We start from the raw sequence: 26500 nt of genomic DNA, 5'->3' as shown, positions 1-26500 counted from the left end.
GATGGATAGTTTAGCTTTAATACTTATCATACCGCTCCTTGGTGCTTTGATCTTGTTTTTAAGTCCTAAAAACTATGCAGTACTTAGCGGACTTCATGTCTTGTTTTCTGCTGCGACATCAGTGGCTTTACTTAACAATGTTCTTAAAGTTTTAAGTGGCGGAACTTTTTATAGTTTTGATAAATTTTTATTCTTAGATAGCTTAGGCTGTGTTTTCTTGGTGCTTATCGCCGTAACTGGATTTATAGTAAATTTCTACTCTATCCATTACATGAGATGGGAACTTGAGGATGGACACATTCACTTAAGCGATCTTAAAAAATACTACGCACTAAGCCATGTATTTATCTTTACAATGACTTTAAGCGTTATCTGCAACAACGTTGCGTTTATGTGGGCAGCTATCGAGGCTACTACACTAGCTTCTGTATTTTTGGTTGCTATTCACAAAGATCAAAAATCAACAGAGAGTGGTTATAAATACATCGTTCTTTGCTCAATCGGTCTAGCATTTGCTCTTTATGCAACCGTTCTTCTATACTCAGCTACATATAGCACACTAGGAGACGGAGAGGCTTCTATGCAGTTTTCAAGCATAATGGCTAACGCTAAAAATTTAAACCCAGATGCAGCAAAACTTATCTTTGTATTTGCACTAATTGGTTTTGGTACAAAAGCTGGTCTTGCTCCAACTCACACTTGGTTGCCAGACGTTCACGCTGAAGGTCCAGCACCTATCTCAGCATTGCTATCAGGCGTACTTTTAAAATGTGCGATGCTTGCACTTTTAAGATACTACGCTATCACAGCTCAAGCAGTTGGATTTAGCTTTGTTGAAGGCGTGATGATCGTATCAGGAACTATCACACTTTTTGTAGCAGGATTTTTCCTAATAAGACAACACAACGTAAAAAGAATGTTTGCATACCACTCAATCGTTCACATGGGTGTTATCGCATTTGCACTTGGTGTTGGCGGTAAATTTGGTCTATTTGCAGCGATATTCCACTGCTTAGCTCACAGCTTCACAAAAGCTTTGGCTTTCTGCTCAACAGGTAACATAGCAAGAATTTACGGTCACAAAGATATGAGTAAGATGGGCGGCATGGTTAAGATCGCACCTATTACAACTATTATGTTTGGTGCAGCTGTATGCTCACTGGTTGGTGTTCCAGCATTTGCTATATTTGTTAGCGAATATAACGTCTTCGTTGGAGCTATCACAAGTGGTCAATACATTGCAGTTGCGCTATTTGCTATTGCACTTGCAGTTATTTTCATAGCTGACTTTGCGCACTTTAACATGGCAAGCTTTGGCGAGCCAAAAGGTGTGGTTGTTCATAATAAAGAGATGAGTTTATTTGAAAATTTACCTCTTATAGCACTCTGTGCCCTTATCATAATCTTTGGCGTATGGCACGTAGATAGCTTTTATACGCTAGTAAATAACGGTGTTAATATAATGATGGGAGCTTTAAAATGAGAGGCGATAAATTTGTTGAAATCCTAAAAACAAAGGTAAAAATTTTAGAAGTAACTCGTCAAGCAGACGATCAGATCACAGTTTTAGTTGATAGAAACGATCTTCCACTAGCTATTAAGACACTTTATTATGATATCGGTGGCTTTATAAGCACTATGATACCAAACGACGAGCGTCAGATAAATGGCTGCTATGCCCTTTACTATGCTATCTCAATGGAAGGTAGTAAGATGACTGAGGCGGATGATTTTGCAGCTGAGGATAAGTGCTTTATCACAGTTAAAACCCTTATCCCAGGAAGCGATCCGACATTTCCATCAGTTACTCCGCTCGTACCAGCTTGTGTTTGGTATGAGAGAGAAGCTTACGATATGTTTGGTCTAGTAGCTGAGGGACTACCTGATAAAAGACGTCTAGTTTTAAGTGATGACTGGCCAGACGGACTTCACCCACTTAGAAAAGATGCTATGGACTACCGCTACCGCCCTGATCCAGTAGATCACAGAGATGAGCCTGATGCGGAGTTTTTGTTTCCAACAGGTGATGCGGTAGTTGATGTGCCACTTGGACCACTACACGTTACATCAGACGAGCCTGGCCACTTTAGACTTTTCTGTGACGGCGACGAGATCATCGACGCTGATTATCGCTTGTTCTATCAACACCGCGGTATGGAAAAGCTAGCTGAAAACAGAATGAACTATGATCAAATGGGCTATCTTGCAGAGCGCGTTTGCGGAATTTGTGGTTATGCTCACGCTATTGCGTGTATCGAGGCTGCAGAAAAAGCTATAAAGCTTGAAATCCCACTAAGAGCTCAAGCTATACGCGTCATCTGTCTTGAGATTGAGCGTCTTCACAGCCACCTTTTAAATATCGGTCTAGCTTGTGAGGTCACTGGTAACTACAACGCTTTCATGCATATCTTTAGGGTTCGTGAGTACTCTATGGAGCTAGCTCAACTTGTAACTGGCGGACGTAAAACATACGGCAACGTCGTTATGGGCGGCTTAAGACGTGATATGACAAACCATGAGATCAAAAAAGGCTTAGAGATCATCAACAAACTTGACATTCAAATTTCAGAAATTTGGGATGCAGTTTTGGAAGATAAACGCCAAATCGGACGCTGGAAAGGTGTAGGTATATTGGATCGTCAAATAGCACGTGACTTTAGCCCAGTTGGTCCAAATATGAGAGGCTCTGGCTTCAAACGTGATAACCGCTACGATCACCCATACGACTTCTTCAAACAGATAGAATTTGAAGTAGCAGTTGAGCATGGTTGCGACGTTTTTGCTCGTGAGATGGTTAGATATAAAGAGCTAAAAAGCTCTATCCACATCATCCGCCAATGCTTTGAGATGATGCCTCAAACTCCGATCATGATCGATCCTGTGACTATGATCAAGCCAGAGAATTTCGCACTTGGTCACGATGAAGCACCACGTGGCGAGAACGTTCACTGGGTTATGCAAGGTAGCGCTCAAAAAGTATATCGCTGGAGATGTAGGGCTGCGACATATAACAACTGGCCAAGCCTAAGGTATCAATTTAGAGGAAACAACATAAGTGACGCTGCGCTTATAGTTTGCTCACTTGACCCTTGCTACTCATGCACCGAGCGTGTTACTTTGGTTGATGTAAGGACTAAAAAAAGTAAAATTTTAACAGAAAAAGACCTTAAAAAATTCTGTCAAGATGGCGGGGTTAGTAAGAAGGATTTAAGATGATGAAGTTATTTGACATCACAGAAAAATATGGAAAGGCGACATACGCCTATCCATTTGAGCCATATATCGTGCCTGAGAATTTCCGCGGTCAGCCAGACTATACATACGATCTTTGTATAGGTTGTGCAGCTTGCGGTATCGCTTGTCCTAGTAACGCAATAGAGCTTAAGATGAACGATGAGCAAACAAGACTTGTTTGGCAGTTTGACTGCGGTCGCTGCATATTCTGCGGTCGCTGCGATGAGGTTTGCCCAACTGGAGCTGTAAGACTTAGCGATAGCTTTGAGCTTGCAGTTAAATTTGACAAGAGCGCTCTTATCCAAAGAGGCGAGCTTGAGATGCAAACTTGCAAATGCTGCGGCAAGCCATTTACGCCAAAAAGGCTTATAAATTTCACCCTTGAAAAGCTTGGCACAGCAAATTTACTCCCAGGCAGACTTGAAGAGGCAAAAGAGTACCTTTTTATCTGCCCAGAGTGCAAGAAAAATCAATCTGCTGAGAGGCTAACAAAAGGCGTTGAGGAGGCTATAAAATGAGTCTATATCAAGTCCCAGAGGACATAAAAACAGCAAATGATCTAACTGCAAAGCTAGAGCATTTAAAAAATATCAAAAGAAGCTTTAGCGTTTATAGGATCGACTGCGGAAGCTGCAACGGTTGTGAGATCGAAATTTTCGCTGCTATCACTCCGATGTGGGATCCAGAGCGCTTTGGCTTTAAGCTTGTAGCAAACCCAAGACACGCTGATATCTTGCTTTGCTCAGGACCAGTCACAAGACAGATGTACTACCCACTTCTTCGTGCTTACGAGGCAGCTCCAGATCCTAAGATCGTAGTTGCTTTTGGCGCTTGTGGAAGTACTGGTGGAATTTTCCACGACGCTTACAGCGTTTGGGGTGGTATAGATAAGATAATCCCAGTTGATGTCTATATCCCAGGCTGCCCTCCACACCCAGCAAGCGTTATCTATGGTCTTGGTATGGCTCTTGGTATCATCGATCAAAAATTGCACAAAAAAAGCTATGAAAATGACAGCACTACGCCTCCACCAGTTGAGAAGTCAGTAATGGGCGATATCTTGTTTGAACGCGACTTGCAAGCTGAAAGTAAAAGGCTAATGAGCTATATCTTTGGTAGAACACTATTTGAAAAATATATGGACGCTATCAAAGCCTCAAGAGATATCCACAACCCAGAGCTTGCACGTGAAGCGGTTATAGCAGCTATCAAAAAAGAAGATGATCCTAGATATGCTGAGTGTATGGCACTTTTGCATAATGACGTCTATCTAAAATACGCAAAAGCTGGTAAAAATTTTGCGATTGATGTTGATAGCGAGGTTTGGAGTAAAAGATGATTCAAGTTTATAAGCTTACAAAAAGGCATATGGACGACAACGAGAAGCTTCCACGCGAGCTAAAGGAGATAAAAATTTTCTCCACTTGCGTGGGACACGGCGTTGGTACGATTGATTTTAGCGAGAAGATCTTAGAGCTAAGCGACGAGGAATTTGACGAGATGATCAAAAACTCAGGCGAATATGTGAAATTTAAGATCGGAAATTTAAGCAAGTATTTTGAAGTTGAAATTTTTGCTGAGCATATCGCTAGACTCTTGCCACAGCTTTGCGAATGTAAGCTTAAAGAAATTTTGGCAAATTTAAAAGAGGGTTATATCGTGCTTAGGAAGGACTTTTGATGAAAAAGGCCATCCTTTGCATCGGTAATCCTATGCGTGGCGATGATGATGTGGGCAATGAAGTCGGCCGTATCGTAGAGCAGGAGCTAAAAGAGTGGAAGGTTTTTTTTGGGCAAGATGTGCCTGAGAATGAATTTTCAGCTATTAGAGATTTTGCGCCTGACATTTTGATAGTAGTCGATGCGATGAGCGGCTTTGATGAGGATAAGATAGAGTTTTTTGACCTAAGTGACGATAGAGACTACATCTACTCAACCCACAACCTCCCAACGCCAGTGCTTTTAAGCTATTTGCGAAAAATTTGCCCAAAGACGCTTTTTCTTGGCATTAGTGTTTTGCTTGAAAATGTCCTTGACTTTGAAGAGGGCCTAAGCGAGCAGGCTAAAAAAAGTGCGAGAAAAGCCTTTTTAAGAATTGTAGAGATTGATAAAAATTTAGTTGGTTAAATTTAGCAAGTGCTAAATTAAATCTGGGGTTTGCTAAAGATAAATTTGATCGTTTTGGATTTGAAATTTAGTGTAAAAACAAGCTTTAAACATTAAATTTTAACGCCAAATGTCTATCTTTGGCACTACTTCTTTGCTTTTATTTCTTATAGATCAAAGAAGGTTAAATAAAAAGGAGACGTGATGTTAAATCCGGCAGAAACCGCTCAAGCGGTGTCAAGTTCTATGGAGCATAAAGCTCATACGCCACTTGTAAGCATTATCTTCCTTGCTATCATGGCTGGAGCTGCTATTGCAATGGGTGATATTTTCTGGGCTCACTCAACAGTTGGTATGGCTGAAAAACAGTCTATCGGTCTTTCAAATTTCATCGGTGGTATCACATTTAGCTGCGGTCTCATGATGGTTGTATTTTATGGTGGTCACCTATTTACTAGCTCTATTTTAAGTGGTGTTAGTGCATATGATGGCAAATTACCATTTGGCAAAACCATAGGCTACTGGGTAATCGTTTGGATATTTAACTTCGTTGGTGGCGCATTGATCGCTTATATGTACTACTACTCTGGTTTGCCACTAAAGTATGACGGCTACATCTTGCAACACTTCGTGCCAGCAGCTATTGGCAAGATCACAGCACCATTTCATGAGCTATTTCTTCGTGGTATCTTTTGTAACGTCTTTGTTTGTATGTCTATCTGGACTGCGACAAGCGAGAGCAACCTATCTGGTAAATTCTTTGCCATTATGTGGATGATCGGCGCATTCGTTGCTTGCTCAATGGAGCACTGCGTTGCAAATATGTTCATCATCACTGAAGCTATCATCTCTAAAGCCCACTATATAGCAGCAAGTGGTGGCGATATCAACGCTGCAGCAGCTTTACTTCACACTACAGCTGATAAACTAGATGTCATCAACTGGACAAATTTCTTAAGCAAAAACTTGCTTCCAGTTACACTTGGTAACATCTGCGGTGGTCTTTTCTTTGTTGGTCTTGTTGGCTTCATGGCTAATAAATTTGATATGAAGAAAAAAGCTTAATAAACTCCCTTTTAGTCTTTGCTTTTATGGCAAAGGCTAAATTTTAAATTTCTCTTTTTTACCCAAAAAGTTTCAAAAAAATCTCTTATTTTTTATCTAAAAAATGTCACACTAATTTAAAATTTATCGTTTTAACTCTCTTGTTTTTGAAAATTTGTGACATTTTGGAGTTTAAAATATCTTAGTTAATAAATTTAGAGCAATAATAAAGCTAAAATTTAATATAATCCCACGAAAAAAGGAGAGCTTATGAAAATTTTTAATGCATTTTTTACTGGCATTATATTTGTTCTTGCTCCTATTTTTACGCTATTTGTTGGAATTTACAACAACTACTTTTCACACTACGGCATAAATGAGTATTTCAATGTGATTTTTGTGGATAACGTGCCTTTTTTGTGGCTTTTACCTGTATTTTTTATATTTGGATATTGTTTCTTTTACGCGCCATTTAGAAAAATTTTTAGAGCCTTTTATCTGCTCTTACTCGTGCTTTGCGCACTCAGTTGGTATCCTGATTTTGGACGAAGCTTAGGCGAGGCTTATTTTATGAGTAAGCCACTTGAGATAGATCTGTCTTCAAATTTACAAAGCGAGCAAAAAACAAGCGGCAAAGTCCTTTATGACGGACGAAGAGAAATTTATTTCCTAAGAAGTGACAATGATAAAGTCGTTAAAATTTCAAAGTAAAGTTTTACCTTTATTTAGTTACAATGGCATAAAAATTTAAAGGTTTAAAATGCGTATAAAACTTCCACACGTACCTTATGTCTCACATAAAATAGCAATAGATCTTTTAAACTGTGGTTTTGTAAAGTTAAACAAAGGTATCGAGCCAATCGTAGCAAAAGCAAGTGAAATTTTAACTACTGACGTTCAAAAAGAAAGAGCGCTGGACGAGCGAGTAAATGAGCTTTTAGAGAAAAACGAGGACGAGATGCAAACTATGCAAATCGACCGCAAAAATATGTTTTGGCTCGTTAAAAAGAAACTTGCTGGCGAATTTGATGTCATTTTAACTCATGAAGATAGATTTAGCAATGTCGCCCACAAGATACTTGAAGCTATCTGGAAGAGCGATTTAGTCGAGTATAACGTATCAGAAAATCGCGTGAAAAATGTCATTTATAGCTCAATAGATGAGTATCTAAAAAGCTATGAGAAGATAGAAGATAGCGTCTATGAGATGATGCAAAACTACAAACGAAAACTTATCCCTGGAACTGACGAATACGACCTGATTTTCGAGCGTTTGTATCAAGATGAGCTTAAAAAAAGAGGAATGCTTTAATGAAAGCTTATATTTACATTGAAAACGGCGTTTTTTTAGAGGCAAAAGCCTTTGGTGCTCACGGCGAGTGCGCAGGCGAGCTCGTTTTTAATACCTCTATGACTGGCTATGAAGAGATCATGAGCGATCCAAGCTATGCTGGTCAGTTTATCGTCTTTACTATGCCAGAGATCGGCATCGTTGGCATAAATGAAGATGATATGGAGAGCCTTAGAATTCATGCAAGTGGCGTCATAATGAGAAACTACAATGAAATCCCCTCAAACTACCGCTCGCAAAAGTCTTTAGGTAAATTTTTTGAAGAGCAGGGTAAATTTGGCGTTTATGACGTTGATACTAGATATTTGACAAAAATGCTACGTGACGAGGGTGCACTTATGGCTTATATCTCAACGCAGATAAGCGACAAAGACGAGTTAAAACGCAGGCTTGAAAGTAGCGGACGCATAGAAAATATAAACTACGTAAAAACGGTCAGCGCCATGGACGAGTACGAGCATAAAAAAGGCGCTTGGGATAGAAATTTAAAGTCATATAAGCCGCTAAAAAGTATCGGCAAAAAGATAGCTGTTTTTGACTTTGGCGTAAAGAGAAATATCCTAAATGAGCTATGCGAAACCGGCCTTGAGGTCATCGTCGTACCACACGATACTAAGGCTGAAGTTTTGATAGATAAATTTAAAAATGGTGAGATAAATGGTGTTTTTTTATCAAATGGCCCAGGTGAGCCAAAGAATTTAAAGGCAGAAATCGCTGAGATCAAAAAGATGATAGAGGCAAAAATCCCGATATTTGGCATCTGTCTTGGACATCAGCTGCTTTCAAATGCCTTTGGATACGAGACATATAAACTTAAATTTGGTCAGCATGGAGCAAACCATCCAGTCTTAAATTTAGAGACAAAAGCGATCGAGATAACAACGCAAAATCACAACTACAACGTGCCAGAGAGCATCGCTGAAGTAGCGGTTGTGACACATAGAAATTTGTTTGACAACACGATCGAGGGCGTAAGATACAAGGGCTATCCGATCTTCTCGGTGCAACATCACCCAGAAGCAAGCAGCGGCCCTAACGAGAGCAAATATATATTTAAGCAGTTTTTAGAAATTTTATAATATGCAAAACATAAGCCTTTACATGATTATCTCAGTTGCGATTTTGAGCAGCTTTAGTCATTGCATCGGCATGTGTAGCGGGTTTTTGAGCTTGCAAGCTCTATTTTTTAAAGGCAAAAGCAAGAGTGAAATTTTAATGCTAAGCACGCTTTATAACCTAGCTAGAATTTTTGCTTATGTGGCTTTGGGAGCTTTGTTTGGCGCTTTTGGGGCAGCCATTAGTTTTGGTATGCAAGCAAGAGGCGTGATATTTTTCATAGTTGGCTTAGTGATCGCATTTATCGGTATCGCCTTGCTTTTTAGGGGCGAGCTTTTAAAATTTATAGAGAGCGAAAAAGCACTTAAATTTATAGTAAAAATGGCAAAAACAAGCGTGCAAAAGAGAAATTTGGCAAATTTTTTACTGCTTGGCTTTTTAAATGGGCTTTTGCCTTGTGGCGTGGTCTATTATTTTTTAGCACTTGGAGTTTTAAGCGCAAATGTGGCTGACGCATCTCTGATAATGCTTATCTTTGGGCTTTGCACCTTACCAGCGATGCTGCTAGCTAGCTTTGTTTTTGGCTTACTAAGAGAGAAATTTAAAGAGATCATGTTTAAGCTCTCAGCTTGCATAATGATCTTAAACGGACTTTATCTATCGTTTTTAGGATATAGAGTAAATGTCTAGTTTAAATTTAGACGAAAAATTCCTTTCAAGTAGCGAGGGTATGAGGCTTGCTAAGCTTGCGATGATGGGCGAGATGATGGCAAATATAACTCACCAGTGGAAGCAGCCGCTAAATGAGCTAAGTTTAGTTTTATATAAGATGAAAAAGCTTGCGGGTAGCGAAGATGGCGAATTTATCGGCTCTTATGAGAGGGCTATGCAGATCATAAAGTATATGTCAGAAACTACTGATGAGTTTAGCTCGTTTTTAAACCCAAATACACTTTCTCAAGAATTTAGCCTAGCAGATGCAGCTAGAGCATCGATACAGATCGTAAAAGGCGTGATGAAAAAAGAGGGCATCCATATAGAGCTTGAGGTGTTAGGGGACTCTAAAATTTATGGTCATAAAAACAGGCTCATGCAAGTCATCATAAATTTACTAAATAACGCAAAAGACGCACTAAATTTACAAAAGATAGAAGATAAAAATATAAAAATAAAGATTGATAGCGATGAAAAATTTGCTTACCTAAGTGTAGAAGATAACGGTGGCGGCATAGATAAAAATGTGATAGATGAGATCTTTAAGCCATATTTTACCACCAAAGAAGATGCCAAAGGCACTGGATTAGGACTTTATATGTCAAAGCAAATAATAGATCAATTTAACGCAGAAATAACAGCGGGCAACAGCGATAATGGAGCCTGTTTTTTAATAAAGTTACCACACAAAGGAGAGATAGATGAATAAAATTTTAAAGAACCTAACGGTTTTGCTTGTCGAAGATGATAGCGACAGCAAAAAGATCATGCACGATGTGCTAAGTGACAATTTTGAGAAAGTTTTTACTGCTCAAAATGGTGATGAAGGTTTGAAAAAATTTAAAAAATATAATCCGAACATGGTAATTACAGACGCCTTTATGCCAATTAGCGATGGACTTGATATGACAAGAAACATCAAAGAAATTTCTAAAGATACACCTATCATCGTCCTAAGTGCGCACAGTGAAAAAGAGACTTTGTTAAAGGCGATCGATGTTGGCGTTGATAAGTATCTCATAAAACCTATCATGGCGGATGATCTTTTAAATACGTTAGAAAATGTTGCAAAAAATAAGATAGAAACATCAAATATCATCCAAGTGGCAAACGGATATAGTTTTAACAAAATTAAGCGCGTTCTTATCAGAGATGGCGTTGAAATTTCACTTACCAAAAAAGAGCTTGCATTTATCTCACTTTTGATAAAAAGACTTGGTACGCTTGTGCTTCACGATGAGATCAAAAGCGTCGTTTGGGTTGGCGAGAGCGTTACCGAAGCAGCTATTAGAACCTTTGTTAAGCGTGTTAGAGACAAAGTTGGCAATAGCTTTATAAAAAATGTTCCTGGACTTGGTTACAAAATAGACAGAAGAATTTCTTAGTATTAAATAATTTATATTAATTAAGTTTTTTTATAGATTTTTTATCTTAGAATAACAATTCGTTAATATAAATTTAACTAGGAGGAGAATTGATGCAACCATCTCAGCTGCTACACTATGATTATAGTGTAGCAAAGCTATTCATGTTTGCCACGATACTTTTTGGTATCATAGGCATGGTTATTGGTGTAGTTATAGCCTTTCAAATGGCCTGTCCAGAGCTTAACTACATAGCTGGCGAGTATTCTATATTTGGAAGACTGCGCCCCCTTCACACTAATGGCATTATCTTTGGCTTCATGCTCTCAGGTATCTTTGCCACATGGTACTACATCGGACAGCGTGTTTTAAAGGTCTCGATGAGTGAGTCGCCATTTTTGATGTTTATTGGCAAGCTTCACTTTTGGCTATATATGCTTGTTATGATTTTAGCCGTTGTTACGCTTTTTATGGGCGAGAGCACAGCAAAAGAATACGCCGAGCTTGAGTGGCCACTAGATATCGCAGTGGTTTTGGTTTGGGTGCTTTGGGGTATTAGTATATTTGGTCTTATTGGTATTCGCCGCGAAAAGACACTTTATATCTCAGTTTGGTACTACATCGCTACATTTTTAGGCGTTGCGATGCTATATCTATTTAACAATATGGAAGTTCCAACAAGGCTCGTTAGTGGATATGGCTCATGGTTGCACTCTGTCTCTATGTATGCTGGCTCAAACGACGCTTTGGTTCAGTGGTGGTATGGTCACAATGCGGTTGCATTCGTCTTTACAGTGGCCATCATCGCTCAAATTTATTATTTCTTACCAAAAGAGAGCGGTCAGCCGATATTTTCATATAAACTATCGCTATTTTCATTTTGGGGTCTGATGTTCATTTACCTTTGGGCTGGCGGACACCACCTCATATACTCTGCTACACCTGATTGGATGCAGACTATGGGTTCAGTCTTTTCTATCGTTTTGATCCTGCCTTCATGGGGCTCCGCGATAAATATCCTTCTTACGATGAAGGGCGAGTGGGCGCAGCTTAGAGAGAGTCCGCTTATCAAATTTATGATCCTAGCTTCTACATTTTATATGTTCTCAACACTGGAAGGTCCGATACTTTCTATCAAGTCTGTAAACGCCCTAGCGCACTTTACTGACTGGGTGCCAGGACACGTTCATGATGGCGCTCTTGGCTGGGTTGGCTTTATGATCATGGCGGCACTTTATCACATGACACCGCGCGTGTTTAAGCGTGAAATTTACTCAAAATCGCTAATGGAAGCTCAGTTTTGGATACAAACAACAGGTATCGTCTTATACTTTGCATCTATGTGGATCGCTGGTATCACGCAAGGTATGATGTGGAGAGCGACTGATAGCTATGGAAATTTACTCTACTCGTTTATAGATACGGTAGTCGTGCTTATCCCATACTACTATATAAGGGCTATTGGCGGACTTCTTTATCTAGTTGGCTTCTTGATGTTTGCTTATAACATCTACAAATCAACTTCTGCTAAAGCTATCTTAGCAGAGCCAAAAAGCGCTTCGCCAATGGGCGGCGGGGCAAAATCTAGCGCGGAGGTGATGTGATGTTTGCTTGGCTAGAAAAAAATCCATTCTTTTTTGCGGTTTGTGTATTTGTCGTCATCGCTTACGCTGGCATAGTTGAAATTTTACCAGACTTTGCAAACAGAGCTAGACCGCTTGAGGGCACAAAGCCTTACACCGTTTTAGAGCTAGCTGGCAAAAACATCTATATGCAAAATGGCTGCAACACTTGCCACTCTCAAATGATCCGTCCGTTTAAGGCAGAGACCGATAGATATGGCATGTACTCGCTAAGCGGCGAATTTGCCTATGATCGTCCGCACCTTTGGGGCTCAAAAAGAACAGGTCCAGATCTTATGCGTGTGGGTAATTATAGAACGACTGACTGGCATGAAAATCACATGCTAAATCCAGCCTCAGTAGTGCCAGGCTCGATCATGCCAGCATATCCATTTTTATTTAAGAAAAATGCTGATATCGAGACTGCTTACGCTGAAGCGCTAACGGTTAAAAAGGTCTTTAACACGCCTTATGACGAAAAGGATATGCCAGCTCTTGGCACGCTAGAGCAGACAAATGCTAATGTCAAGGCTGAGGCTGCAGCTATCGTTGAAAATATGAAAGATGAGCAGGTAAAAAGTGCATTTGAAAAAGGTGAAATTCGCCAGATCGTAGCACTGATTGCTTATCTAAATAGCCTAAAGTAGGAGCGAGAGATGGAGAACATTAGAGAGCTTCAAGCTTATGGCTATTTTTTCTTGACAGTATTTTTGGCGATCACTTTGTACGCTTACTTTTTTCATCTTTATAAGAGCGAAAAAAATGGCAGAAGAAACTACGAGAAGTACTCAAAACTAGCGCTTAACGATGAGATCGGTGGCGAAATTTTAGAGCGCAAGGCTATAAAGGAGAGTGTATGCAATGGCTAAATTTAGAAGATAATATAAATTTACTTGCGTTAATAGGTGCCATTTTAACAATCGTAATAACCGTTGTAATAGCCGGTAAATACGTTGGACAAATGAAAACAAAAAAAGAAGATAACGTGGAGCTTAGCGAGCACAACTGGGACGACATAGGTGAGTATAAAAACCCTGTTCCGCTGGGCTGGGCAGTTGTATTTTTACTTATGTTAGTTTGGGCGATCTGGTACTATTTGCTGGGCTACCCACTAAATTCTTACTCACAAATCGGCGAGTACAACAAAGAGGTCAAAGAAGCAAACGCTAAATTTGAAAAAGAGTATGCAAATCCAAGCAAAGAGACGCTTCACGCTATGGGCGAGAGCATATATCTCGTGCAGTGCTCAGCATGTCACGGCATCACAGGCGATGGCATAGGCGGCAAGGCTGCAAATTTACAAATTTGGGGCAGCGAGAAAGGCATAGTTGAGACTATACTTAATGGCTCAAAAGGGCTTGATTATCCTATGGGTGAGATGCCAGCAGGCTTAGCTGACGCTGATGGCGCAAAGGCGATCGCAGCTTACGTAGCCAAAGAGATAAGCGCGATAAAAAGCACTAAAAATGAAAATTTAGTAGCCACTGGCAAAGAGCTTTATGCTGCATGTGCCTCATGCCACGGCGAAGATGGTAAGGGCATGGATGGTATGTCGGTTGATCTTAGCAAATATGGCTCGGCTAGCTTTGTGGCTGACGTGCTAAATCGCGGCAAAAAAGGTGCGATCGGCACTATGCCTAAATTTAATGATGGCAGGCTAAATGAGATCCAGCAAAGCGCAGTTGGCGAGTACGTCATATCGCTATCAAAGGGCGAATAATGGAAAATAACAATAGAAATGTCTTTGCCTTAAATGGCATTAGCGGGTTTTTAATAGCGGTGGTGCTTTTGCTCTCTATCCTAGCGGTGCTTACATACGTTGGCATCGGCTTGCAAAAAGAGGTCGCAACCAAACCTTACTCACTAAAAGATGCAGCTAGCATCGAGATGAAGAGCGTTGATAACGCTCAACACGTCATTGTAAAGGAGTAGCGATGCTAGGCATAATAGAAAAAGCCATTATCCTGCTAATAGTCGTCGCAGGCACAATTTGTGCTTGGTCAGTGCTTACACCAAATCACCTATTTGTAGGCTAAATTTGAAGAAATTTGCACTCATTTTTATCATTTTGCTGTGGCAAAATTTGGCTTGGGGTGCAAATTTTGTTATCAATGATGATAGAATTTTAAGCCAAAAAGTGAGCCAAAAGCTAAATGAGATCGGCAGCGAGCTTTATCAAAAAAGTGGCATAAATTTAGTAGTTGGCGTATATAAAGATGGCGAGCTGGGCATGCTTTTTAAAGAGCAAAATTTAAGCTCGCCTTTTGTCTTTTTAGTGCTCATAAAAGATAAGCAAAAGGTTGAAATTTTTAGCGATACAAACACTTCAAAGCTCTTTAACAAGGAGCAAATTCTAAGTGTAAATCCAGAATCAGGCACCATTATCCCCATTTTGGTCTCAAAAAACGGCAAAGATGTCTATAACGCCGCTATCTTAAACGGCTACGCTGATATCGCCGAGCAGATCGCTGAGAGCTTAAATTTAAAGCTAGAAAGCGGCATCGGTAGCTCAAACAAGACGACCTTAAATTTCTTGCGAATTTTCATCTACGGCTTGATCGCATTTTTTGTTCTCATCATCTTTTACAAAAAGGTAAAAAATGGCTAAAAAGAGCTTTTGGCCTTATGGCATCGTGCTTAGCATAGTTGCTATCATCTTGGCTTGTGCCGCAACCATAGTTGTTGCGATCAACAACCCAGTCGAGATGGATAGCGCTTATATGCAAAGTCATCAAAGCGTCGATGAAAACATCACATTTATAAAAGAGAGCGAGGCGAGATTTGATGAGAAATTTGACCTTAAATTTGAGCCAGAATTTAAAGGCTTGCAGGGTAAGTTTAAATTTCTCCTAACGCCAAAAAAAGGTGAAATTTCAAGCCTTAGCTATGAAATTTTACTAACTCGCCCACAAACAAACAAAGACAACAAAACATTAAGCGCCTCATGGCAAGAAAATGAGCTTGTAAGCGAGAGTGTTAGCCTAAAAGAGGGCAGGTGGCAGCTACTTTTAAGGCTAAGCGACAAGCAAGATACGAGATATTATAAATTTGATTTTAACGCCACAAAGTAAGTTAAATTTGCACCTAAAATCTCTTTTAGCCAAAACCAAATAAATTTACCTGAAAATTTGCCAAATGTTAGATCAAACCTCTTTAAAGCCAAAATTTAATCCTAAACGCTTGCCAGTTTTAACGTATTCTTTAAATTTATAGATTAGAGGCGAGTATTTTTTAGTATCTAGCTTTTCATCTTTTAACAAATTTTCATCCACAAATATGCCAACTATTTTGCAAGTGACGATGCAAAACCACTCTTTTATCTCGCACTTTTCGACGATCATTTCTATCTGTGTCTTGCACTCTTTTATGCGCACGCTTTAGTTTTTGGCGCTAAATTTGAGTAAGATAAACCCGGCGGCGCCCGAAACTACCGAACCTAGCAAGATAGCAAGCTTGTCGGTGTAGGCAAAGGTGTCCGTGTCGTTGTAGGCTAGGCCGTTAATGAAAAGGCTCATCGTAAATCCTACGCCGCAAAGTACCGCGATGCCGTAAAGCTGGATGAAATTTGACCCTTCTGGCAGCTTGGCTAGCTTAAATTTGATCGCTAAAAAGCTAAAAGAAAATACCCCGACTTGCTTGCCGATGAAAAGCCCCAGCGCCGTGCCTAGCGCGACCGGAGACAAAATCTCGTCCAGTCCGACGCCTCGCAACGAGATGCCTGCGTTTACGAAGGCAAATATCGGCAGCACGCCAAACGCCACCCAGCCGTGCAGGTCGTGCTCGATACTTTTTAGCATAGATTTGCCAGGCTCGTCTTTAAAGCTAAGCGGTATGAAAAAGGCCGCCACGACGCCCGCAAGCGTGGCGTGAACGCCTGATTTTAGCACTGCTACCCACATCACCGCGCCTACGATTAGATAGGCCGCCTTGCTCTTTACGCCGAGTCTGTTTAGTGCGAAAAGCGCGGCTAGACAAACGCTCGCGACCGCAAGCATTTGGGCGTTAAGCTCGCTCGTGTAAAATAGCGCGATAATCACGATCGCACAAAGGTCGTCGACGATCGCTAGCGTCATGAGAAAAATTTTTAAACTAGTCGGTACGCGAGGCCCGAGTAGGCTCAAAACCCCCAGAGCAAACGCGATATCCGTCGCCGTCGGTATCGCCCAGCCGCCAAGCGCGAAGGAGTCGTGCTTCGTAAAAAGATAGAAGATAACCGCGGGCACTATCAGGCCGCCTGCCGCGCCGATCGCTGGCAGCGCGATTTGCGACGGATTTTTTAGCTCGCCCTCCAGCACCTCGCGCTTTAGCTCAAGTCCGATGAGAAAGAAAAATACCGCCATTAATCCGTCGTTCACCCACAAGATCAGGGGTTTGCTTAGTCCGTATTCGCCGAAGCTCATGGTAAATTTGGTATTTAAAAATTCGTTGTAAAAATCGCTCAAAAACGTATTTTGACACAGTAGCGCCGCAACCGTAGCGATCATCAGCAAAATCCCGCCGCTGGCTTCGTGTTTTAAAAACTCTTTTATTCCGCCCATTTTGCTTCCTTTTTATAAATTTTGGCGATTATAGCGTATTTTTACGCTCGCATAAAATTCGGGCGAATTTGACTATAATCAAGTCAAATTTAAAGGTAAATTTAGTAGACGCGTCGCTAAAATTTGCTATGCCACGCTTGCGGGAGCGGGACGCTTGTGCACGGTTTTTATAGATTAAGGAGCGAAAATGAATGAAATTTTAGATATATGTAAGCGTGCAAAGGCTGTTTGCGGCGAGCTTTTGAGACTTGATAGCAGGGCTAAATTTGCATCCAAAAGTTTTTAGCCAAGGTCAAAACCAAATAAATTTACCCGTAAATTTTACTTTCTAGCCAGCCAAAACGCTTACTCAAACCTCTTTAAAGCCAAAATTTAAGCCCAAACGCTTGCCAGTCGTGACGTATTCTTTAAATTTATAGATAAGAGGCGAGTATTTTTTAGTATCTAGCTTTTCGTCTTTTAACAAATTTTCATCCACAAAGATGCCAACTATCTTGCAAGTAACGATGCAAAACCACTCTTTTATCTCGCACTTTTCTAGGGTTGTTTCTATCTGTATCTTGCACTCTTTTATGTGCACGCTTTTTGCCTTTACGCCTGGCTCTTTGTGTAAATTTGCCACCTTAAATTTATCGCTTTCGTAGCTATATCCAAGGGCTCTTTTCTCCTCTGGCACCTCCTCGTCGCCTGTTAGTTTTTCTATCTTTTTTATAGCTTCAAGCAAGCTCTCATCACATAAATTTAGCGTGATATCTGAGCCATTTTGGATATTTTTATAGCCTTTGTTATCAACTCCGATGCCAAGCACCACGCTATCTCCTAGCGTCCAAGACGACGAAAGCACGGTGATATCGTCTCGCCCTTTTTGATCTTTTGTGGTGGCAAGCAAAACTGGAAAGCCGTAGTAAAAGCCAGATCTGTTTAACTCTTTATGCATTTTTGCTCCTTTTTGAAATTGTAGCCCCCAGCACTTTAAGGCTTAAATTTTTAATGAATTTAGAAAAATTTTCAAAGCTTAGCTTAAGTGAGAAAAAGCGCTCTTTTATCAGCTTTTGGCTATCATTTTTTAAAAATTTAAGAGAGTAAAATGCGCAATCTAAATCAACTTTTCGTCTTTACAAACTCGCGTAAAATCAGGGAATTTAACGCTGGTTTTAATGACGAGCTAATCCCAAAAAGTCTAAGCATCGCAGAGTTTTATAAAAAGGCCGTTTTTGTAAATGGCCGCTTTGAGTGCGATAGTACCTACGCTTTGGTGCTTATGAACAGAGCCTGTGCCAGCGTCAAAGAGGCAAACTCGGTGCTTAAAATCCCAACTGAGTTTTTTGAATTTTTGAAAAACAACGACTATCTTTTTTCGTTTTTTAAAGAGCTAGCTATCAGCAAAAAGAGCATTGAAGAGATAAAATTTAACGACATTTACGCTGATTTTGAGGAGCATTTAAGCATACTTGAAGCGGTTTTAAAAGAGTATGAGAGCTTGCTTGATAAAGAGGATCTTTATGATGATATAACCTTGCCAAAAATTTACTCGATAAATGAAGCTTACATAAGAAGTTTTAGTGAAATTTCACTGCATATTGATGGTATTTTAAGCGAGTTTGAGTGGGAAATTTTAGAGAAAATTTCAAAACTAACAACACTAAAGATTATCTTTCAAACTAGCGTTTTTAATAAAAAACTAATCGAAAAGATAAGGCAAATTTCAGCCATTAATGAGCTTGAAAACTATAAAAAATATGAGCTAAATTTAAACACAAATGAGCTAACTTGCTTAGAAAATATCACAAAATTTGAGCCAGTTTTAGTAAGAAATTTTGCCACAAGAAGTTTGCAGTGCGCTTACGCTATGGCAAAGGCGAGCGAGTTTGTGCGTGAGGGCATAAAGCCTGAAAATATCGCTGTCATCTTGCCAGATGAGGGCTTTAGTGAGATTTTAAGGCTTCATGATAGCGCTAAAATTTTTAACTACGCTATGGGTGAGAGCTTTAAAAATACAAAATTTTATGAAGCGCTTTACTACATCACAAGAGCGATCAATGAAGAGGCAAGCCCAGTTTTTGATCAAAGTAAGTGTGAGAGCTACGAGGAGCTTGGCTTTATTTTAAGCGAATTTGGCGTGAGCGAGCAGCTTTTTGAGAAATTTAGGGCTAGCTACTTTGAGGCGTGTGAATTTAGCAAATTTAAAGAGCTAATAGATGAGCTTTTGGTGCTTGAAAATGAGCCAAGATGCGAAGAGAAACTCGCACTTGAGCTTTTTAGGATGGAGAATTTATGCAGGTATTTTAGCTTTAGTCTAAAGCAGCTAAGTGAGATTTTCTTGCTAAATATCTCGCGCCTAAGCATCGATGATGTGGGCGGCGGAAAGATCAGCGTCATGGGCATGCTAGAGAGCCGCGGGATGAAATTTGATGGCGTTATCATAGTTGATTTTAACGACAACTTCATCCCAGCAAGAAGCGCAAACGAGATGTTTTTAAACTCAAAAGTGAGGCAAAAAGCGGGGCTTATAAGCTACATTGAGCGCGAGAATTTGCAGAGATTTTACTACGAAAGCCTTATAAATAACGCCAAAAAGGTGGCGATAAGTTGCTGCGTAAATGAAGAGAGCATACCTTCAAGATTTTTAAAAAATTTCAAAACGATAAAAGATGAAAAATTTAGCGACGAGGCCTATTTGAAGCTATTTTTAAAAGGAGTTGCGAGCTTAAATTTAAGCGACGATGAGGTTATTTTAGAGCATGATTTTTTCGCAAATCCACTCTCATTCTCGACGCTAAATTTATTTCTAACCTGCCCAAGAAAATACTACTACACAAAGATAGCTCACATAGATGCGCCAAAAGCTATTGCAAGTGAGCTTGGCACAAAGCAAGGAAATAGCGTTCATAGCGCACTTTTTGAATACTATACTAGTGAGTTTTATAAGCAAAATAACACCTTTGATCTAGCCGTTTTTAAAGAGATACTAGCGAAGCAAAATCTTACGCCACTTGAGTTTGAAATTTGGACGCATAAATTTAAAGAGTATGAAATTTATGAAAACGAGCGCTTAAGGGCTGGTTTTAGGGTGCTTGAGTGCGAAAAAGAGGTGCAAAGCGAGTTTTGCGGCGTGCAGATAAAGGGATTTATCGATAGGATCGATGCAGGCGCAAACGGTGACGTGCTTATACTTGATTATAAAACTGGCGAGGCAAATGTAAATTCGCTCCAGCTTGCCTTTTACGAAGCACTTTACGGCGGAGAGGTGCGAAGTGCCTACTATGCCCTAAAAAACGAGCCTAGCTTAGTTAGCTCAAAAAAAAGCGTAGAGGATCTAAGCGGCGAGATAGAAAAGCTAAAAGCCATAAACAAAACCAAAATAAATTTTGAAAGAAAGAGCGGTGCTTGCGCATTTTGCGAATACGCTACACTTTGTAGGAGAGAGTTATGAAAAATTTTTTAGCCCTAAAAGCAAGCGCTGGAAGCGGTAAGACCTTTGCACTAAGCGTTCGCTACATCGCTTTGGTGCTTCGAGGCGAAAATATAAACGAGATCGTCGCTCTAACTTTTACAAAAAAAGCAGCAAACGAGATGAAAGAGCGCATAATCGCCACTTTTTTGGACTTGCAAAACAAAAAGGGCGAGCTTGACAAGGTCTGCGAGGAGCTTGGACTAAGCCTTGATGAGGCGATAAAAAGGCGAGATGAGCGCCTTGACGTCTTTTTACAAAGTGAGCTAAAAATTTATACATTTGATGCGTTTTTTTCTGGAATACTAAAGAAATTTAGCCAAAATTTAGGGCTTAGCCCAGACTACAGCGTGCAAGACAGCTTGCAAGATATGGCGTGGAAAAAATTTGTAAAAGAGGTGAGCAAGGATAAAAAGCTTCTTAGTGAGTTAGCACTAATGATGATCATTTCAAGCCAAAAAGAGGCTAGCTTTTCGCAGACTTTGGCGAAATTTTATGAAAGCTTTGGCGGCGAGCTAAAAGATAGTGGCGCAAGCTATCCAGATGATAGCAAAGTAAGGGCGGCGCAAAGGGCGATAAATGAGTATATAGCCTTGCAAAATGGCGCTAGCGATGTGGCTAAAAAGACATTTGGCGAGCAGAATTTATTTGAGCTATTTAAGAGTAAGGTTTTTGCTAGAGAAAGCCTAGACTACCGCACTTTTAGCAAAATTTACACCCCAGAGCTTGATAGGCTCTTTTTTGAGCTAAAAGAGGCAGCGAAAAACTACATTTTAGAGGTCGAAAAGTATAGGCTAAGTGGCTTTAGCAAGCTATTAAAGCTTTATAAGGCGTCAAATTTGGAGCTAAACAAGGAGATAAATGCGCTAAGTTTTGCCGATATAAACAAGCTGGTTTTTAAGCTTTTGGTGCAAAATTTGGATAAAGAGGCGCTTTACTTTAGGCTCGATGGCAGGATAAATCACCTCTTAGTCGATGAGTTTCAAGATACAAACGTGATCCAGTATGAGATCATCTTGCCGCTCATCGCTGAAATCGTCTCTGGATACGGACAAAACGGGCTTGGAAGCTTCTTTTACGTGGGCGACACGAAGCAGAGCATATATAAATTTAGGGGTGGCAAAAAGGAGCTTTTTGACAAGCTTGGAGATGATTTTAGTCAGATAGATATAGAAAATTTGCCAAGCAACTACCGCAGTTTAAAGGCTTTGGTGAAATTTAATAACGCCGTTTTTGAAGAAATTTATCAAAGATATGGGCTTAGCTTTGAGCCACAAGAGCCAGCTAAAAAAGATGAGACACTAAGCTATGAGGTAAGTGGCGAATGCGACTATTTTGAGGTAGAGAAGGACGACTACGGCTACTTGCGTGTGCTAAGTGATGAAGATATCGCAGGTACGGTCGTTTCGCAAGTAAATGAGCTTTTAAAAGCTGGTGTAAATGCAAGCGAGATAACCGTGCTTTGCTGGAAAAATAGCGACATCAGCCTTATCTCAGAGGTGCTTAGTAGCGCAGGGGTCAAAAGCGTTAATGAAGGCACTTTGGAGCTAAAAAGGACGCCATTTGTCGCGGCGATCATCGAGTATGCGAAATTTTGCCTTTTTAATGAGGAAATTTATGAAAAAAATGTGAACGCACTGCTAAATTCAAAGGTCAAAAAGCTAAATATAAAGCCAGAGGTGAGTGCTACAAATAGCCTATTTTACCTGGCTAAAAATTTAGGCATAAGCATGGCAGACGTTGATATTTTAAGGCTTTTTGAGCTAAGCGCGGGGTATAAAAATTTAAGTGATTTTATATTTAATCTTGAAAGCTTTAGCTCTAAAATCAGCCCAAAAAGCAGCGACGGTGTGAGAGTGATGACCGTGCATAAGTCAAAAGGGCTTGAGTTTGCTCACGTCATAGTTTGCGACATGATGGGCAAGGGCAGGGGTGATGACTCAAATTTCATAACCGAATACAGCGAAAAGGGCGAGTGGATCGTAAAGAGTAAAATTTCAGGTAGAGAAAATTTTGATAGCGACTATGCAAGCGTTTTAGAGCAGATGAAAGAGCTTGAAAAGCAAGAAAATATCAATAAAATTTACGTCGCTTTCACAAGGGCAACAAAGTCGCTCATCATCATCAAACAAGCCGTCCCAAGCGGAAGTAGCCCAAGCTTTTTTTCATTTTACACAAGAAGCGACAAGAGCGAAGCAAATGACTATCTTGATCTAAAAGAATTTAGCTTTGGCAAAATTTTGCCTAGTAAAACTGAGCAAAAAGAGCTAAAAAAAGATGAAAAAATGCCTGAAATTTTAAAGATAGAGAGGCAAGAGGTAGAGACGAAAGAGCAAAAGACGAGTGGTAAAAATTTAAGTGCGATATATTTTGGTCTGGCGTTTCACTATCTGCTTGAGATGAGCGAGAAATTTGATGAAATTTCACTAGAAAAAGCTAAAAATTTGATGCTAAATAAATTTCATAAATTTTTGCCACTTGAAGCACTTGAAGATGCCTTTTTTAGGGCAAAAATGCTTATAAGAGAGCCAAAATTTATAGAGTGCATAAAAGGCAAAGAAATTTATAAAGAGCAGCCATTTAAAGTAAAAAATGAGCTAAAACAGATGGATCTTTTTTGCTTTAATGAGCGTGAAATTTGTGTGATTGATTATAAAACGACAGATAAAAATATAGAAGAGAACAAAAAACAGGTAAAAGAGTATAAAGATGCGCTCGCTAAATTTTATGAAAAACATAGTATAATTGCCGTCATCTTCTACGCACTTGAAGGCAAAATTTCATATATTGAAGTTTAAATACTACTTAATTTAAGCTTTGTCAAAGCATTGTTTAAATACAATCACAACTCAAAAATTAACTTGGCAAAGGTAAGAAAATGACAAAAATAACAAAGCCAAACGAAGTTAAGCGAGACTGGATCGTAGTTGATGCAGCTGGTAAGCGCTTTGGTAGATTGCTAACTGAGGTAGCAACTATACTTCGTGGCAAAAACAAACCATGCTTCACGCCAAACGTAGATTGTGGCGACTATGTTATCATCATAAATGCTTCTAAAGTAGAATTTACTGGTAATAACAAAGCTGAAGATAAACTTTATCACAGACACTCAGGATATTTTGGCAGCGTAAAGAGCGAGAAATTTGGCGATTTGATAGCAAATAAGCCAGAAAAACTATTTAAACTAGCTGTTCGTGGCATGCTTCCAAAGACAAAACTTGGAAGAGAGATGATAAAAAAACTAAAAGTTTATGCTGGCAGTGAGCATCCTCATACGGCACAAATAGCTAAAAAAGAAGGAAAATAATTATGGCAAAAGTTTATGCAACTGGTAAAAGAAAAACTGCCGTAGCAAAGGTTTGGATAAAGTCTGGAAGCGGTAAAATCGTAGTAAATGGTATGGATCTTAACACTTGGCTTGGCGGTCACGAGGCTATCAAGCTTAAAGTTATTCAACCACTTTTAGTAACAAAACAAGAGAGCTTAATAGACGTAGTAGCTACAACTTTAGGTGGCGGTTATTCAGCACAAGCTGAGGCTTTAAGACACGGCATTTCACGTGCTTTAGCTGATATGGATGCTGATTTTAGAGCAGCGCTTAAACCAAAAGGCTTACTAACTAGAGATTCTCGTGTTGTTGAACGTAAGAAATTTGGTAGAAGAAAGGCTAGAAGAAGCCCACAATTCTCTAAACGTTAATGGTTTTTTGCAAGTGCTTTTGCATTTGCAAAATTTAGGTTATGTAAATTGTCAGATTTACATTAAGAATTTGGTTATAATTTAAAGTTGATTTATTTTTATTTAGGTAAAATTATAGTCAACATTAAAAATCCCTATTTGAAAGGAATTCTATTATGAAAAAGATTGCTTTAGCTATGGTTGCCGCAACAGCGGTTTTTGCGTCTAACGCAGCATACAACTATGAGATCACTCCAACTATCGGTGGTGTTCATCCAGAAGGAAATCTACGTGTAAAAGACCACAACTTTGTTGGTATTAGAGCGGCTAGAAACCTTGAAGATTTCTTCTTTGACCAAGTTGAACTTGGTGTTGATTACTCTCAAAAACTAAAAGAGAGAACAGGTAACGTTGTAAGAGAGGGTAGAGCTCTTAGATACCACGCTAACCTTGTAAAAAATATCGTTGACTTTGGACCAGTTAGCCTATATGGTTTAATCGGTGCTGGTTATGAAGATGTTCCAGCTATTTTTGTTAAAAACGAAGATGGCGGTTTTGGTCAATATGGTCTTGGTTTAAGATACCAAGTAACTGATAGATTTGCTCTTAAAGCAGAGGCAAGAGACGCTATCAAATTTGAGCATGCTGATCACAACCTATTCTATTCACTAGGCTTTGGTATCGGTCTTGATTCAAAAGCAGCTCCAGTTGTAGCAGCAGCTCCAGCAGCAGCTCCAGCAGCAGCTCCAGCTCCAGTTCTTGATGATGACAATGATGGCGTGCCAAACGATATCGATCAATGCCCTAACACTCCAGCTGGTGTAGTTGTTGACGAAAGAGGATGCGAGAAAGTTATCGTTCTTAGAGACCTAGATGTTAACTTCGCATTTGATAGCTACAAAGTTGGACCAAAATATGCAGCTGAGATCAAAAAAGTAGCTGACTTTATGGGTGAACACCCAGATTATAAAGTTGTACTTGCTGGTCACACTGATAGCGTAGGTGCAGAAGCTTACAACCAAAAACTATCTGAAAAAAGAGCAAAAGCAGTGGCTGAGGTTCTTGCTGGTTACGGCGTAGAAAAAGCTAAAATTTCTACAGTTGGTTATGGCGAACTTAAACCAATCGCTACAAACAAAACTAAAGAAGGTCGCGCTCAAAACAGACGTGTTGAAGCTACTTTCAATAAATAATTTTATTATTTAAAATTACTTCTTTAGGGCTTGGCTTCGGCTGAGCCCTTTTTTATTTCTGCGGAGATTATCATGAAAAAAACTATACTTTTTGACTTAGATGGCACACTTATAGACTCTACTTCTGCTATTTTAAAAGGTTTTGATGCGGCATTTTTGGCTCACGACAAGAAAGAACCTGATCATGATGCGCTAAAATCTCTAGTAGGATATCCGCTTGAAATAATGTTTGAAAAACTCGGTGCAGATAAAAATTTGCTTGCCGACTATGTAAAAGAGTATAAAGCTTGCTACGAGAAGATCTATTTAGATGAGACTGTGCTTTTACCGCATGCTATGGATGCTCTAAAAGAAGCTATCACGTTTGCTGATGTTGGTGTTGTTACGACAAAGACATCAAAATTTTCTATCATTTTACTTGAACATTTGGGTGTTATGAAATTTATAAAAACGGTTGTCGGACGAGATGATGTCGTTAATCCAAAACCAGATCCAGAACCTATAAATTTAGCTTTGAAGAGACTAGACAAAGAAAAAGATCATGCGTTTATGGTTGGTGATACCATTATGGATCTAGAGGCTGCTAAAGCTGCCCTTATAACTGGCGTTGGCCTTACATGTGGATATGGTAAAGAGTTTGACTTGAGGCAGTTTAGCGAGCATATATTTGCAAATCCACATGAGGCTGTTAGCTTTATCAAAGAAGCATAATAGTGAAAGTTTATTAAAGCTCCTGAGTCTGATACCTTTTAAACGTAAATTTATTCATAAATTTTTGTTTTAACTTATTACAAAACGTTTTAATGGACTAAAAAGAATTTTTATTTTCATATCAAAAATGTCTGCTACTATTTTATTAATCTAGATAATTCTTGTTTTTAGTAAATTCTGCATTTGATTTGTTGCTTTAGATAAATTTACTAACAAAATATGTAAATAAATATACCCGTATGTGAATTTGCTAGATAGGGATTTTTTATGCTTCGAAAAAGAGCAGGAATTCGTAGATATCTCACTTAAGAGAGCTGGCGTGGAGGCCGAGTTTGTCTATAAGATAAGCGAGGGCAGACCAAACGTCGAAGATAGGCTAAAAAATGGCGACATAGCACTTGTTATAAACACAAGCGATACTAAATCAAGCGTGGATGAT

29 protein-coding genes and 1 pseudogene are annotated in these 26500 nt (G+C 39.5%); 27 read left to right on the top strand and 3 right to left on the bottom strand.

Translation table 11 applies throughout. The features are described from left to right. Position 1 precedes the first annotated feature (1 nt). The 20 genes from G6W41_RS08380 to G6W41_RS08285 all read left to right on the top strand — a co-directional run bounded on the left by G6W41_RS08380 (position 2) and on the right by G6W41_RS08285 (position 15561). Positions 2 to 1483 (top strand): hydrogenase 4 subunit F, encoded by a 1482-nt coding sequence (locus tag G6W41_RS08380; protein ID WP_021089381.1) that lies wholly within the window; start codon positions 2 to 4, stop codon positions 1481 to 1483. Beyond that, positions 1480 to 3216 carry an NADH-quinone oxidoreductase subunit C gene (locus G6W41_RS08375; protein WP_194171214.1) on the top strand — a complete coding sequence of 579 codons (1737 nt, stop codon included), beginning with the start codon at positions 1480 to 1482 and terminating at the stop codon, positions 3214 to 3216. Before G6W41_RS08380 ends, G6W41_RS08375 begins: the two co-directional genes overlap by 4 nt. Then, entirely contained in the window at positions 3213 to 3752 is a 540-nt protein-coding gene (locus tag G6W41_RS08370; RefSeq protein WP_002939210.1) for a formate hydrogenlyase complex iron-sulfur subunit, read from the top strand. Before G6W41_RS08375 ends, G6W41_RS08370 begins: the two co-directional genes overlap by 4 nt. Next, on the top strand, positions 3749 to 4573 hold the full coding sequence (locus tag G6W41_RS08365) for an NADH-quinone oxidoreductase subunit B family protein (protein WP_194171213.1): 825 nt from the start codon (positions 3749 to 3751) through the stop codon (positions 4571 to 4573). Before G6W41_RS08370 ends, G6W41_RS08365 begins: the two co-directional genes overlap by 4 nt. Beyond that, positions 4570 to 4914 carry a formate hydrogenlyase maturation HycH family protein gene (locus tag G6W41_RS08360; RefSeq protein ID WP_002939326.1) on the top strand — a complete coding sequence of 115 codons (345 nt, stop codon included), beginning with the start codon at positions 4570 to 4572 and terminating at the stop codon, positions 4912 to 4914. Before G6W41_RS08365 ends, G6W41_RS08360 begins: the two co-directional genes overlap by 4 nt. Then, positions 4914 to 5360, top strand: coding sequence for a hydrogenase 3 maturation endopeptidase HyCI (locus G6W41_RS08355; RefSeq protein ID WP_002939334.1), 447 nt, complete (start codon positions 4914 to 4916; stop codon positions 5358 to 5360). The genes G6W41_RS08360 and G6W41_RS08355 overlap by 1 nt, the downstream gene beginning before the upstream one ends. A 183-nt stretch (positions 5361 to 5543) precedes the next feature. Continuing rightward, entirely contained in the window at positions 5544 to 6404 is an 861-nt protein-coding gene (locus G6W41_RS08350; protein WP_002939234.1) for a formate/nitrite transporter family protein, read from the top strand. A gap of 249 nt (positions 6405 to 6653) precedes the next feature. Next, on the top strand, positions 6654 to 7094 hold the full coding sequence (locus tag G6W41_RS08345; protein ID WP_103611562.1) for an isoleucyl-tRNA synthetase: 441 nt from the start codon (positions 6654 to 6656) through the stop codon (positions 7092 to 7094). Positions 7095 to 7143: 49 nt separating this feature from the next. Further along, positions 7144 to 7695 (top strand): DUF507 family protein, encoded by a 552-nt coding sequence (locus tag G6W41_RS08340; protein WP_002939254.1) that lies wholly within the window; start codon positions 7144 to 7146, stop codon positions 7693 to 7695. Continuing rightward, positions 7695 to 8813: a glutamine-hydrolyzing carbamoyl-phosphate synthase small subunit gene (carA, locus tag G6W41_RS08335; RefSeq protein ID WP_194171212.1), complete on the top strand. Its 1119-nt coding sequence runs from the start codon at positions 7695 to 7697 to the stop codon at positions 8811 to 8813. Before G6W41_RS08340 ends, carA begins: the two co-directional genes overlap by 1 nt. A 22-nt stretch (positions 8814 to 8835) precedes the next feature. Continuing rightward, a complete protein-coding gene (locus G6W41_RS08330; protein WP_107831407.1) occupies positions 8836 to 9480 on the top strand; it encodes a sulfite exporter TauE/SafE family protein in 645 nt (214 codons plus the stop codon). After that, on the top strand, positions 9473 to 10213 hold the full coding sequence (locus G6W41_RS08325; RefSeq protein WP_107831386.1) for a sensor histidine kinase: 741 nt from the start codon (positions 9473 to 9475) through the stop codon (positions 10211 to 10213). Before G6W41_RS08330 ends, G6W41_RS08325 begins: the two co-directional genes overlap by 8 nt. After that, positions 10206 to 10889, top strand: a complete 684-nt coding sequence (locus G6W41_RS08320; protein WP_107831388.1) for a response regulator transcription factor — start codon at positions 10206 to 10208, stop codon at positions 10887 to 10889. Before G6W41_RS08325 ends, G6W41_RS08320 begins: the two co-directional genes overlap by 8 nt. Positions 10890 to 10981: 92 nt before the next feature. Next, a complete protein-coding gene (gene ccoN / locus G6W41_RS08315) occupies positions 10982 to 12472 on the top strand; it encodes a cytochrome-c oxidase, cbb3-type subunit I (protein WP_107831389.1) in 1491 nt (496 codons plus the stop codon). Continuing rightward, positions 12472 to 13137 carry a cytochrome-c oxidase, cbb3-type subunit II gene (gene ccoO, locus G6W41_RS08310; RefSeq protein ID WP_103630962.1) on the top strand — a complete coding sequence of 222 codons (666 nt, stop codon included), beginning with the start codon at positions 12472 to 12474 and terminating at the stop codon, positions 13135 to 13137. The genes ccoN and ccoO overlap by 1 nt, the downstream gene beginning before the upstream one ends. 9 nt (positions 13138 to 13146) lie before the next feature. Then, positions 13147 to 13359, top strand: a complete 213-nt coding sequence (locus G6W41_RS08305) for a cytochrome c oxidase, cbb3-type, CcoQ subunit (RefSeq protein ID WP_103569449.1) — start codon at positions 13147 to 13149, stop codon at positions 13357 to 13359. Next, positions 13347 to 14210 carry a cbb3-type cytochrome c oxidase N-terminal domain-containing protein gene (locus G6W41_RS08300; RefSeq protein ID WP_107831391.1) on the top strand — a complete coding sequence of 288 codons (864 nt, stop codon included), beginning with the start codon at positions 13347 to 13349 and terminating at the stop codon, positions 14208 to 14210. Before G6W41_RS08305 ends, G6W41_RS08300 begins: the two co-directional genes overlap by 13 nt. Next, on the top strand, positions 14210 to 14422 hold the full coding sequence (locus tag G6W41_RS08295; RefSeq protein ID WP_021092876.1) for a DUF4006 family protein: 213 nt from the start codon (positions 14210 to 14212) through the stop codon (positions 14420 to 14422). Before G6W41_RS08300 ends, G6W41_RS08295 begins: the two co-directional genes overlap by 1 nt. 106 nt (positions 14423 to 14528) lie before the next feature. Further along, positions 14529 to 15098, top strand: coding sequence for a hypothetical protein (locus G6W41_RS08290; RefSeq protein ID WP_107831393.1), 570 nt, complete (start codon positions 14529 to 14531; stop codon positions 15096 to 15098). Beyond that, a complete protein-coding gene (locus tag G6W41_RS08285) occupies positions 15091 to 15561 on the top strand; it encodes a FixH family protein (RefSeq protein WP_194171211.1) in 471 nt (156 codons plus the stop codon). Before G6W41_RS08290 ends, G6W41_RS08285 begins: the two co-directional genes overlap by 8 nt. A 72-nt stretch (positions 15562 to 15633) precedes the next feature. On the opposite strand, the gene G6W41_RS08280 is transcribed toward G6W41_RS08285, so the two are convergent. The 3 genes from G6W41_RS08280 to G6W41_RS08270 all read right to left on the bottom strand — a co-directional run bounded on the left by G6W41_RS08280 (position 15634) and on the right by G6W41_RS08270 (position 17965). Further along, a complete protein-coding gene (locus tag G6W41_RS08280; RefSeq protein WP_194171210.1) occupies positions 15634 to 15831 on the bottom strand; it encodes a hypothetical protein in 198 nt (65 codons plus the stop codon). Positions 15832 to 15867: 36 nt separating this feature from the next. Next, the gene (gene nhaA / locus G6W41_RS08275) at positions 15868 to 17028 is read right to left on the bottom strand and encodes a Na+/H+ antiporter NhaA (RefSeq protein WP_194171209.1); all 1161 of its coding nucleotides are present in this window, start codon (positions 17026 to 17028) and stop codon (positions 15868 to 15870) included. 349 nt (positions 17029 to 17377) lie between these two features. Further along, a complete protein-coding gene (locus G6W41_RS08270; RefSeq protein ID WP_194171208.1) occupies positions 17378 to 17965 on the bottom strand; it encodes a flavin reductase in 588 nt (195 codons plus the stop codon). Between the two features lie 150 nt (positions 17966 to 18115). On the opposite strand from G6W41_RS08270, the gene G6W41_RS08265 reads away from it, so the two are divergent. The 7 genes and pseudogenes from G6W41_RS08265 to G6W41_RS10525 form a co-directional block, all read left to right on the top strand. Further along, entirely contained in the window at positions 18116 to 20461 is a 2346-nt protein-coding gene (locus tag G6W41_RS08265; protein WP_194171207.1) for a PD-(D/E)XK nuclease family protein, read from the top strand. After that, positions 20458 to 23277, top strand: coding sequence for a RecB-like helicase (locus G6W41_RS08260; protein WP_194171206.1), 2820 nt, complete (start codon positions 20458 to 20460; stop codon positions 23275 to 23277). Before G6W41_RS08265 ends, G6W41_RS08260 begins: the two co-directional genes overlap by 4 nt. Positions 23278 to 23357: 80 nt before the next feature. Further along, positions 23358 to 23786 carry a 50S ribosomal protein L13 gene (gene rplM / locus G6W41_RS08255; protein WP_002939292.1) on the top strand — a complete coding sequence of 143 codons (429 nt, stop codon included), beginning with the start codon at positions 23358 to 23360 and terminating at the stop codon, positions 23784 to 23786. A gap of 2 nt (positions 23787 to 23788) precedes the next feature. Further along, positions 23789 to 24178, top strand: coding sequence for a 30S ribosomal protein S9 (rpsI, locus tag G6W41_RS08250; RefSeq protein ID WP_002939337.1), 390 nt, complete (start codon positions 23789 to 23791; stop codon positions 24176 to 24178). Between the two features lie 155 nt (positions 24179 to 24333). After that, entirely contained in the window at positions 24334 to 25350 is a 1017-nt protein-coding gene (locus G6W41_RS08245; protein WP_009294838.1) for an OmpA family protein, read from the top strand. 72 nt (positions 25351 to 25422) lie between these two features. Continuing rightward, positions 25423 to 26061 carry an HAD family hydrolase gene (locus tag G6W41_RS08240; RefSeq protein WP_194171205.1) on the top strand — a complete coding sequence of 213 codons (639 nt, stop codon included), beginning with the start codon at positions 25423 to 25425 and terminating at the stop codon, positions 26059 to 26061. A gap of 313 nt (positions 26062 to 26374) precedes the next feature. Beyond that, positions 26375 to 26500 (top strand): annotated as a pseudogene (locus G6W41_RS10525) (hypothetical protein); the annotation flags it as partial.

This window comes from Campylobacter concisus (assembly GCF_015230035.1).
GTDB lineage: Bacteria > Campylobacterota > Campylobacteria > Campylobacterales > Campylobacteraceae > Campylobacter_A > Campylobacter_A concisus_BK.
Note: the sequence above shows the minus strand (reverse complement) of the source record. Positions and strands in the feature narration are given on the sequence as shown.

Coding starts and splice junctions, on each gene's coding strand:
- G6W41_RS08285 (WP_194171211.1), top strand. CDS start 15,091: ATGGCTAAAAAGAGCTTTTGGCCTTATGGCATCGTGCTTAGCATAGTT.
- G6W41_RS08295 (WP_021092876.1), top strand. CDS start 14,210: ATGGAAAATAACAATAGAAATGTCTTTGCCTTAAATGGCATTAGCGGG.
- G6W41_RS08355 (WP_002939334.1), top strand. CDS start 4,914: ATGAAAAAGGCCATCCTTTGCATCGGTAATCCTATGCGTGGCGATGAT.
- G6W41_RS08280 (WP_194171210.1), bottom strand. CDS start 15,831: ATGATCGTCGAAAAGTGCGAGATAAAAGAGTGGTTTTGCATCGTCACT.
- G6W41_RS08265 (WP_194171207.1), top strand. CDS start 18,116: ATGCGCAATCTAAATCAACTTTTCGTCTTTACAAACTCGCGTAAAATC.
- G6W41_RS08325 (WP_107831386.1), top strand. CDS start 9,473: ATGTCTAGTTTAAATTTAGACGAAAAATTCCTTTCAAGTAGCGAGGGT.
- G6W41_RS08320 (WP_107831388.1), top strand. CDS start 10,206: ATGAATAAAATTTTAAAGAACCTAACGGTTTTGCTTGTCGAAGATGAT.
- G6W41_RS08240 (WP_194171205.1), top strand. CDS start 25,423: ATGAAAAAAACTATACTTTTTGACTTAGATGGCACACTTATAGACTCT.
- G6W41_RS08345 (WP_103611562.1), top strand. CDS start 6,654: ATGAAAATTTTTAATGCATTTTTTACTGGCATTATATTTGTTCTTGCT.
- G6W41_RS08330 (WP_107831407.1), top strand. CDS start 8,836: ATGATTATCTCAGTTGCGATTTTGAGCAGCTTTAGTCATTGCATCGGC.
- ccoN (WP_107831389.1), top strand. CDS start 10,982: ATGCAACCATCTCAGCTGCTACACTATGATTATAGTGTAGCAAAGCTA.
- rplM (WP_002939292.1), top strand. CDS start 23,358: ATGACAAAAATAACAAAGCCAAACGAAGTTAAGCGAGACTGGATCGTA.
- ccoO (WP_103630962.1), top strand. CDS start 12,472: ATGTTTGCTTGGCTAGAAAAAAATCCATTCTTTTTTGCGGTTTGTGTA.
- carA (WP_194171212.1), top strand. CDS start 7,695: ATGAAAGCTTATATTTACATTGAAAACGGCGTTTTTTTAGAGGCAAAA.
- G6W41_RS08365 (WP_194171213.1), top strand. CDS start 3,749: ATGAGTCTATATCAAGTCCCAGAGGACATAAAAACAGCAAATGATCTA.
- G6W41_RS08360 (WP_002939326.1), top strand. CDS start 4,570: ATGATTCAAGTTTATAAGCTTACAAAAAGGCATATGGACGACAACGAG.
- G6W41_RS08380 (WP_021089381.1), top strand. CDS start 2: ATGGATAGTTTAGCTTTAATACTTATCATACCGCTCCTTGGTGCTTTG.
- G6W41_RS08340 (WP_002939254.1), top strand. CDS start 7,144: ATGCGTATAAAACTTCCACACGTACCTTATGTCTCACATAAAATAGCA.
- G6W41_RS08305 (WP_103569449.1), top strand. CDS start 13,147: ATGGAGAACATTAGAGAGCTTCAAGCTTATGGCTATTTTTTCTTGACA.
- G6W41_RS08300 (WP_107831391.1), top strand. CDS start 13,347: ATGCAATGGCTAAATTTAGAAGATAATATAAATTTACTTGCGTTAATA.
- G6W41_RS08350 (WP_002939234.1), top strand. CDS start 5,544: ATGTTAAATCCGGCAGAAACCGCTCAAGCGGTGTCAAGTTCTATGGAG.
- G6W41_RS08245 (WP_009294838.1), top strand. CDS start 24,334: ATGAAAAAGATTGCTTTAGCTATGGTTGCCGCAACAGCGGTTTTTGCG.
- rpsI (WP_002939337.1), top strand. CDS start 23,789: ATGGCAAAAGTTTATGCAACTGGTAAAAGAAAAACTGCCGTAGCAAAG.
- G6W41_RS08370 (WP_002939210.1), top strand. CDS start 3,213: ATGATGAAGTTATTTGACATCACAGAAAAATATGGAAAGGCGACATAC.
- G6W41_RS08260 (WP_194171206.1), top strand. CDS start 20,458: ATGAAAAATTTTTTAGCCCTAAAAGCAAGCGCTGGAAGCGGTAAGACC.
- nhaA (WP_194171209.1), bottom strand. CDS start 17,028: ATGGGCGGAATAAAAGAGTTTTTAAAACACGAAGCCAGCGGCGGGATT.
- G6W41_RS08270 (WP_194171208.1), bottom strand. CDS start 17,965: ATGCATAAAGAGTTAAACAGATCTGGCTTTTACTACGGCTTTCCAGTT.
- G6W41_RS08375 (WP_194171214.1), top strand. CDS start 1,480: ATGAGAGGCGATAAATTTGTTGAAATCCTAAAAACAAAGGTAAAAATT.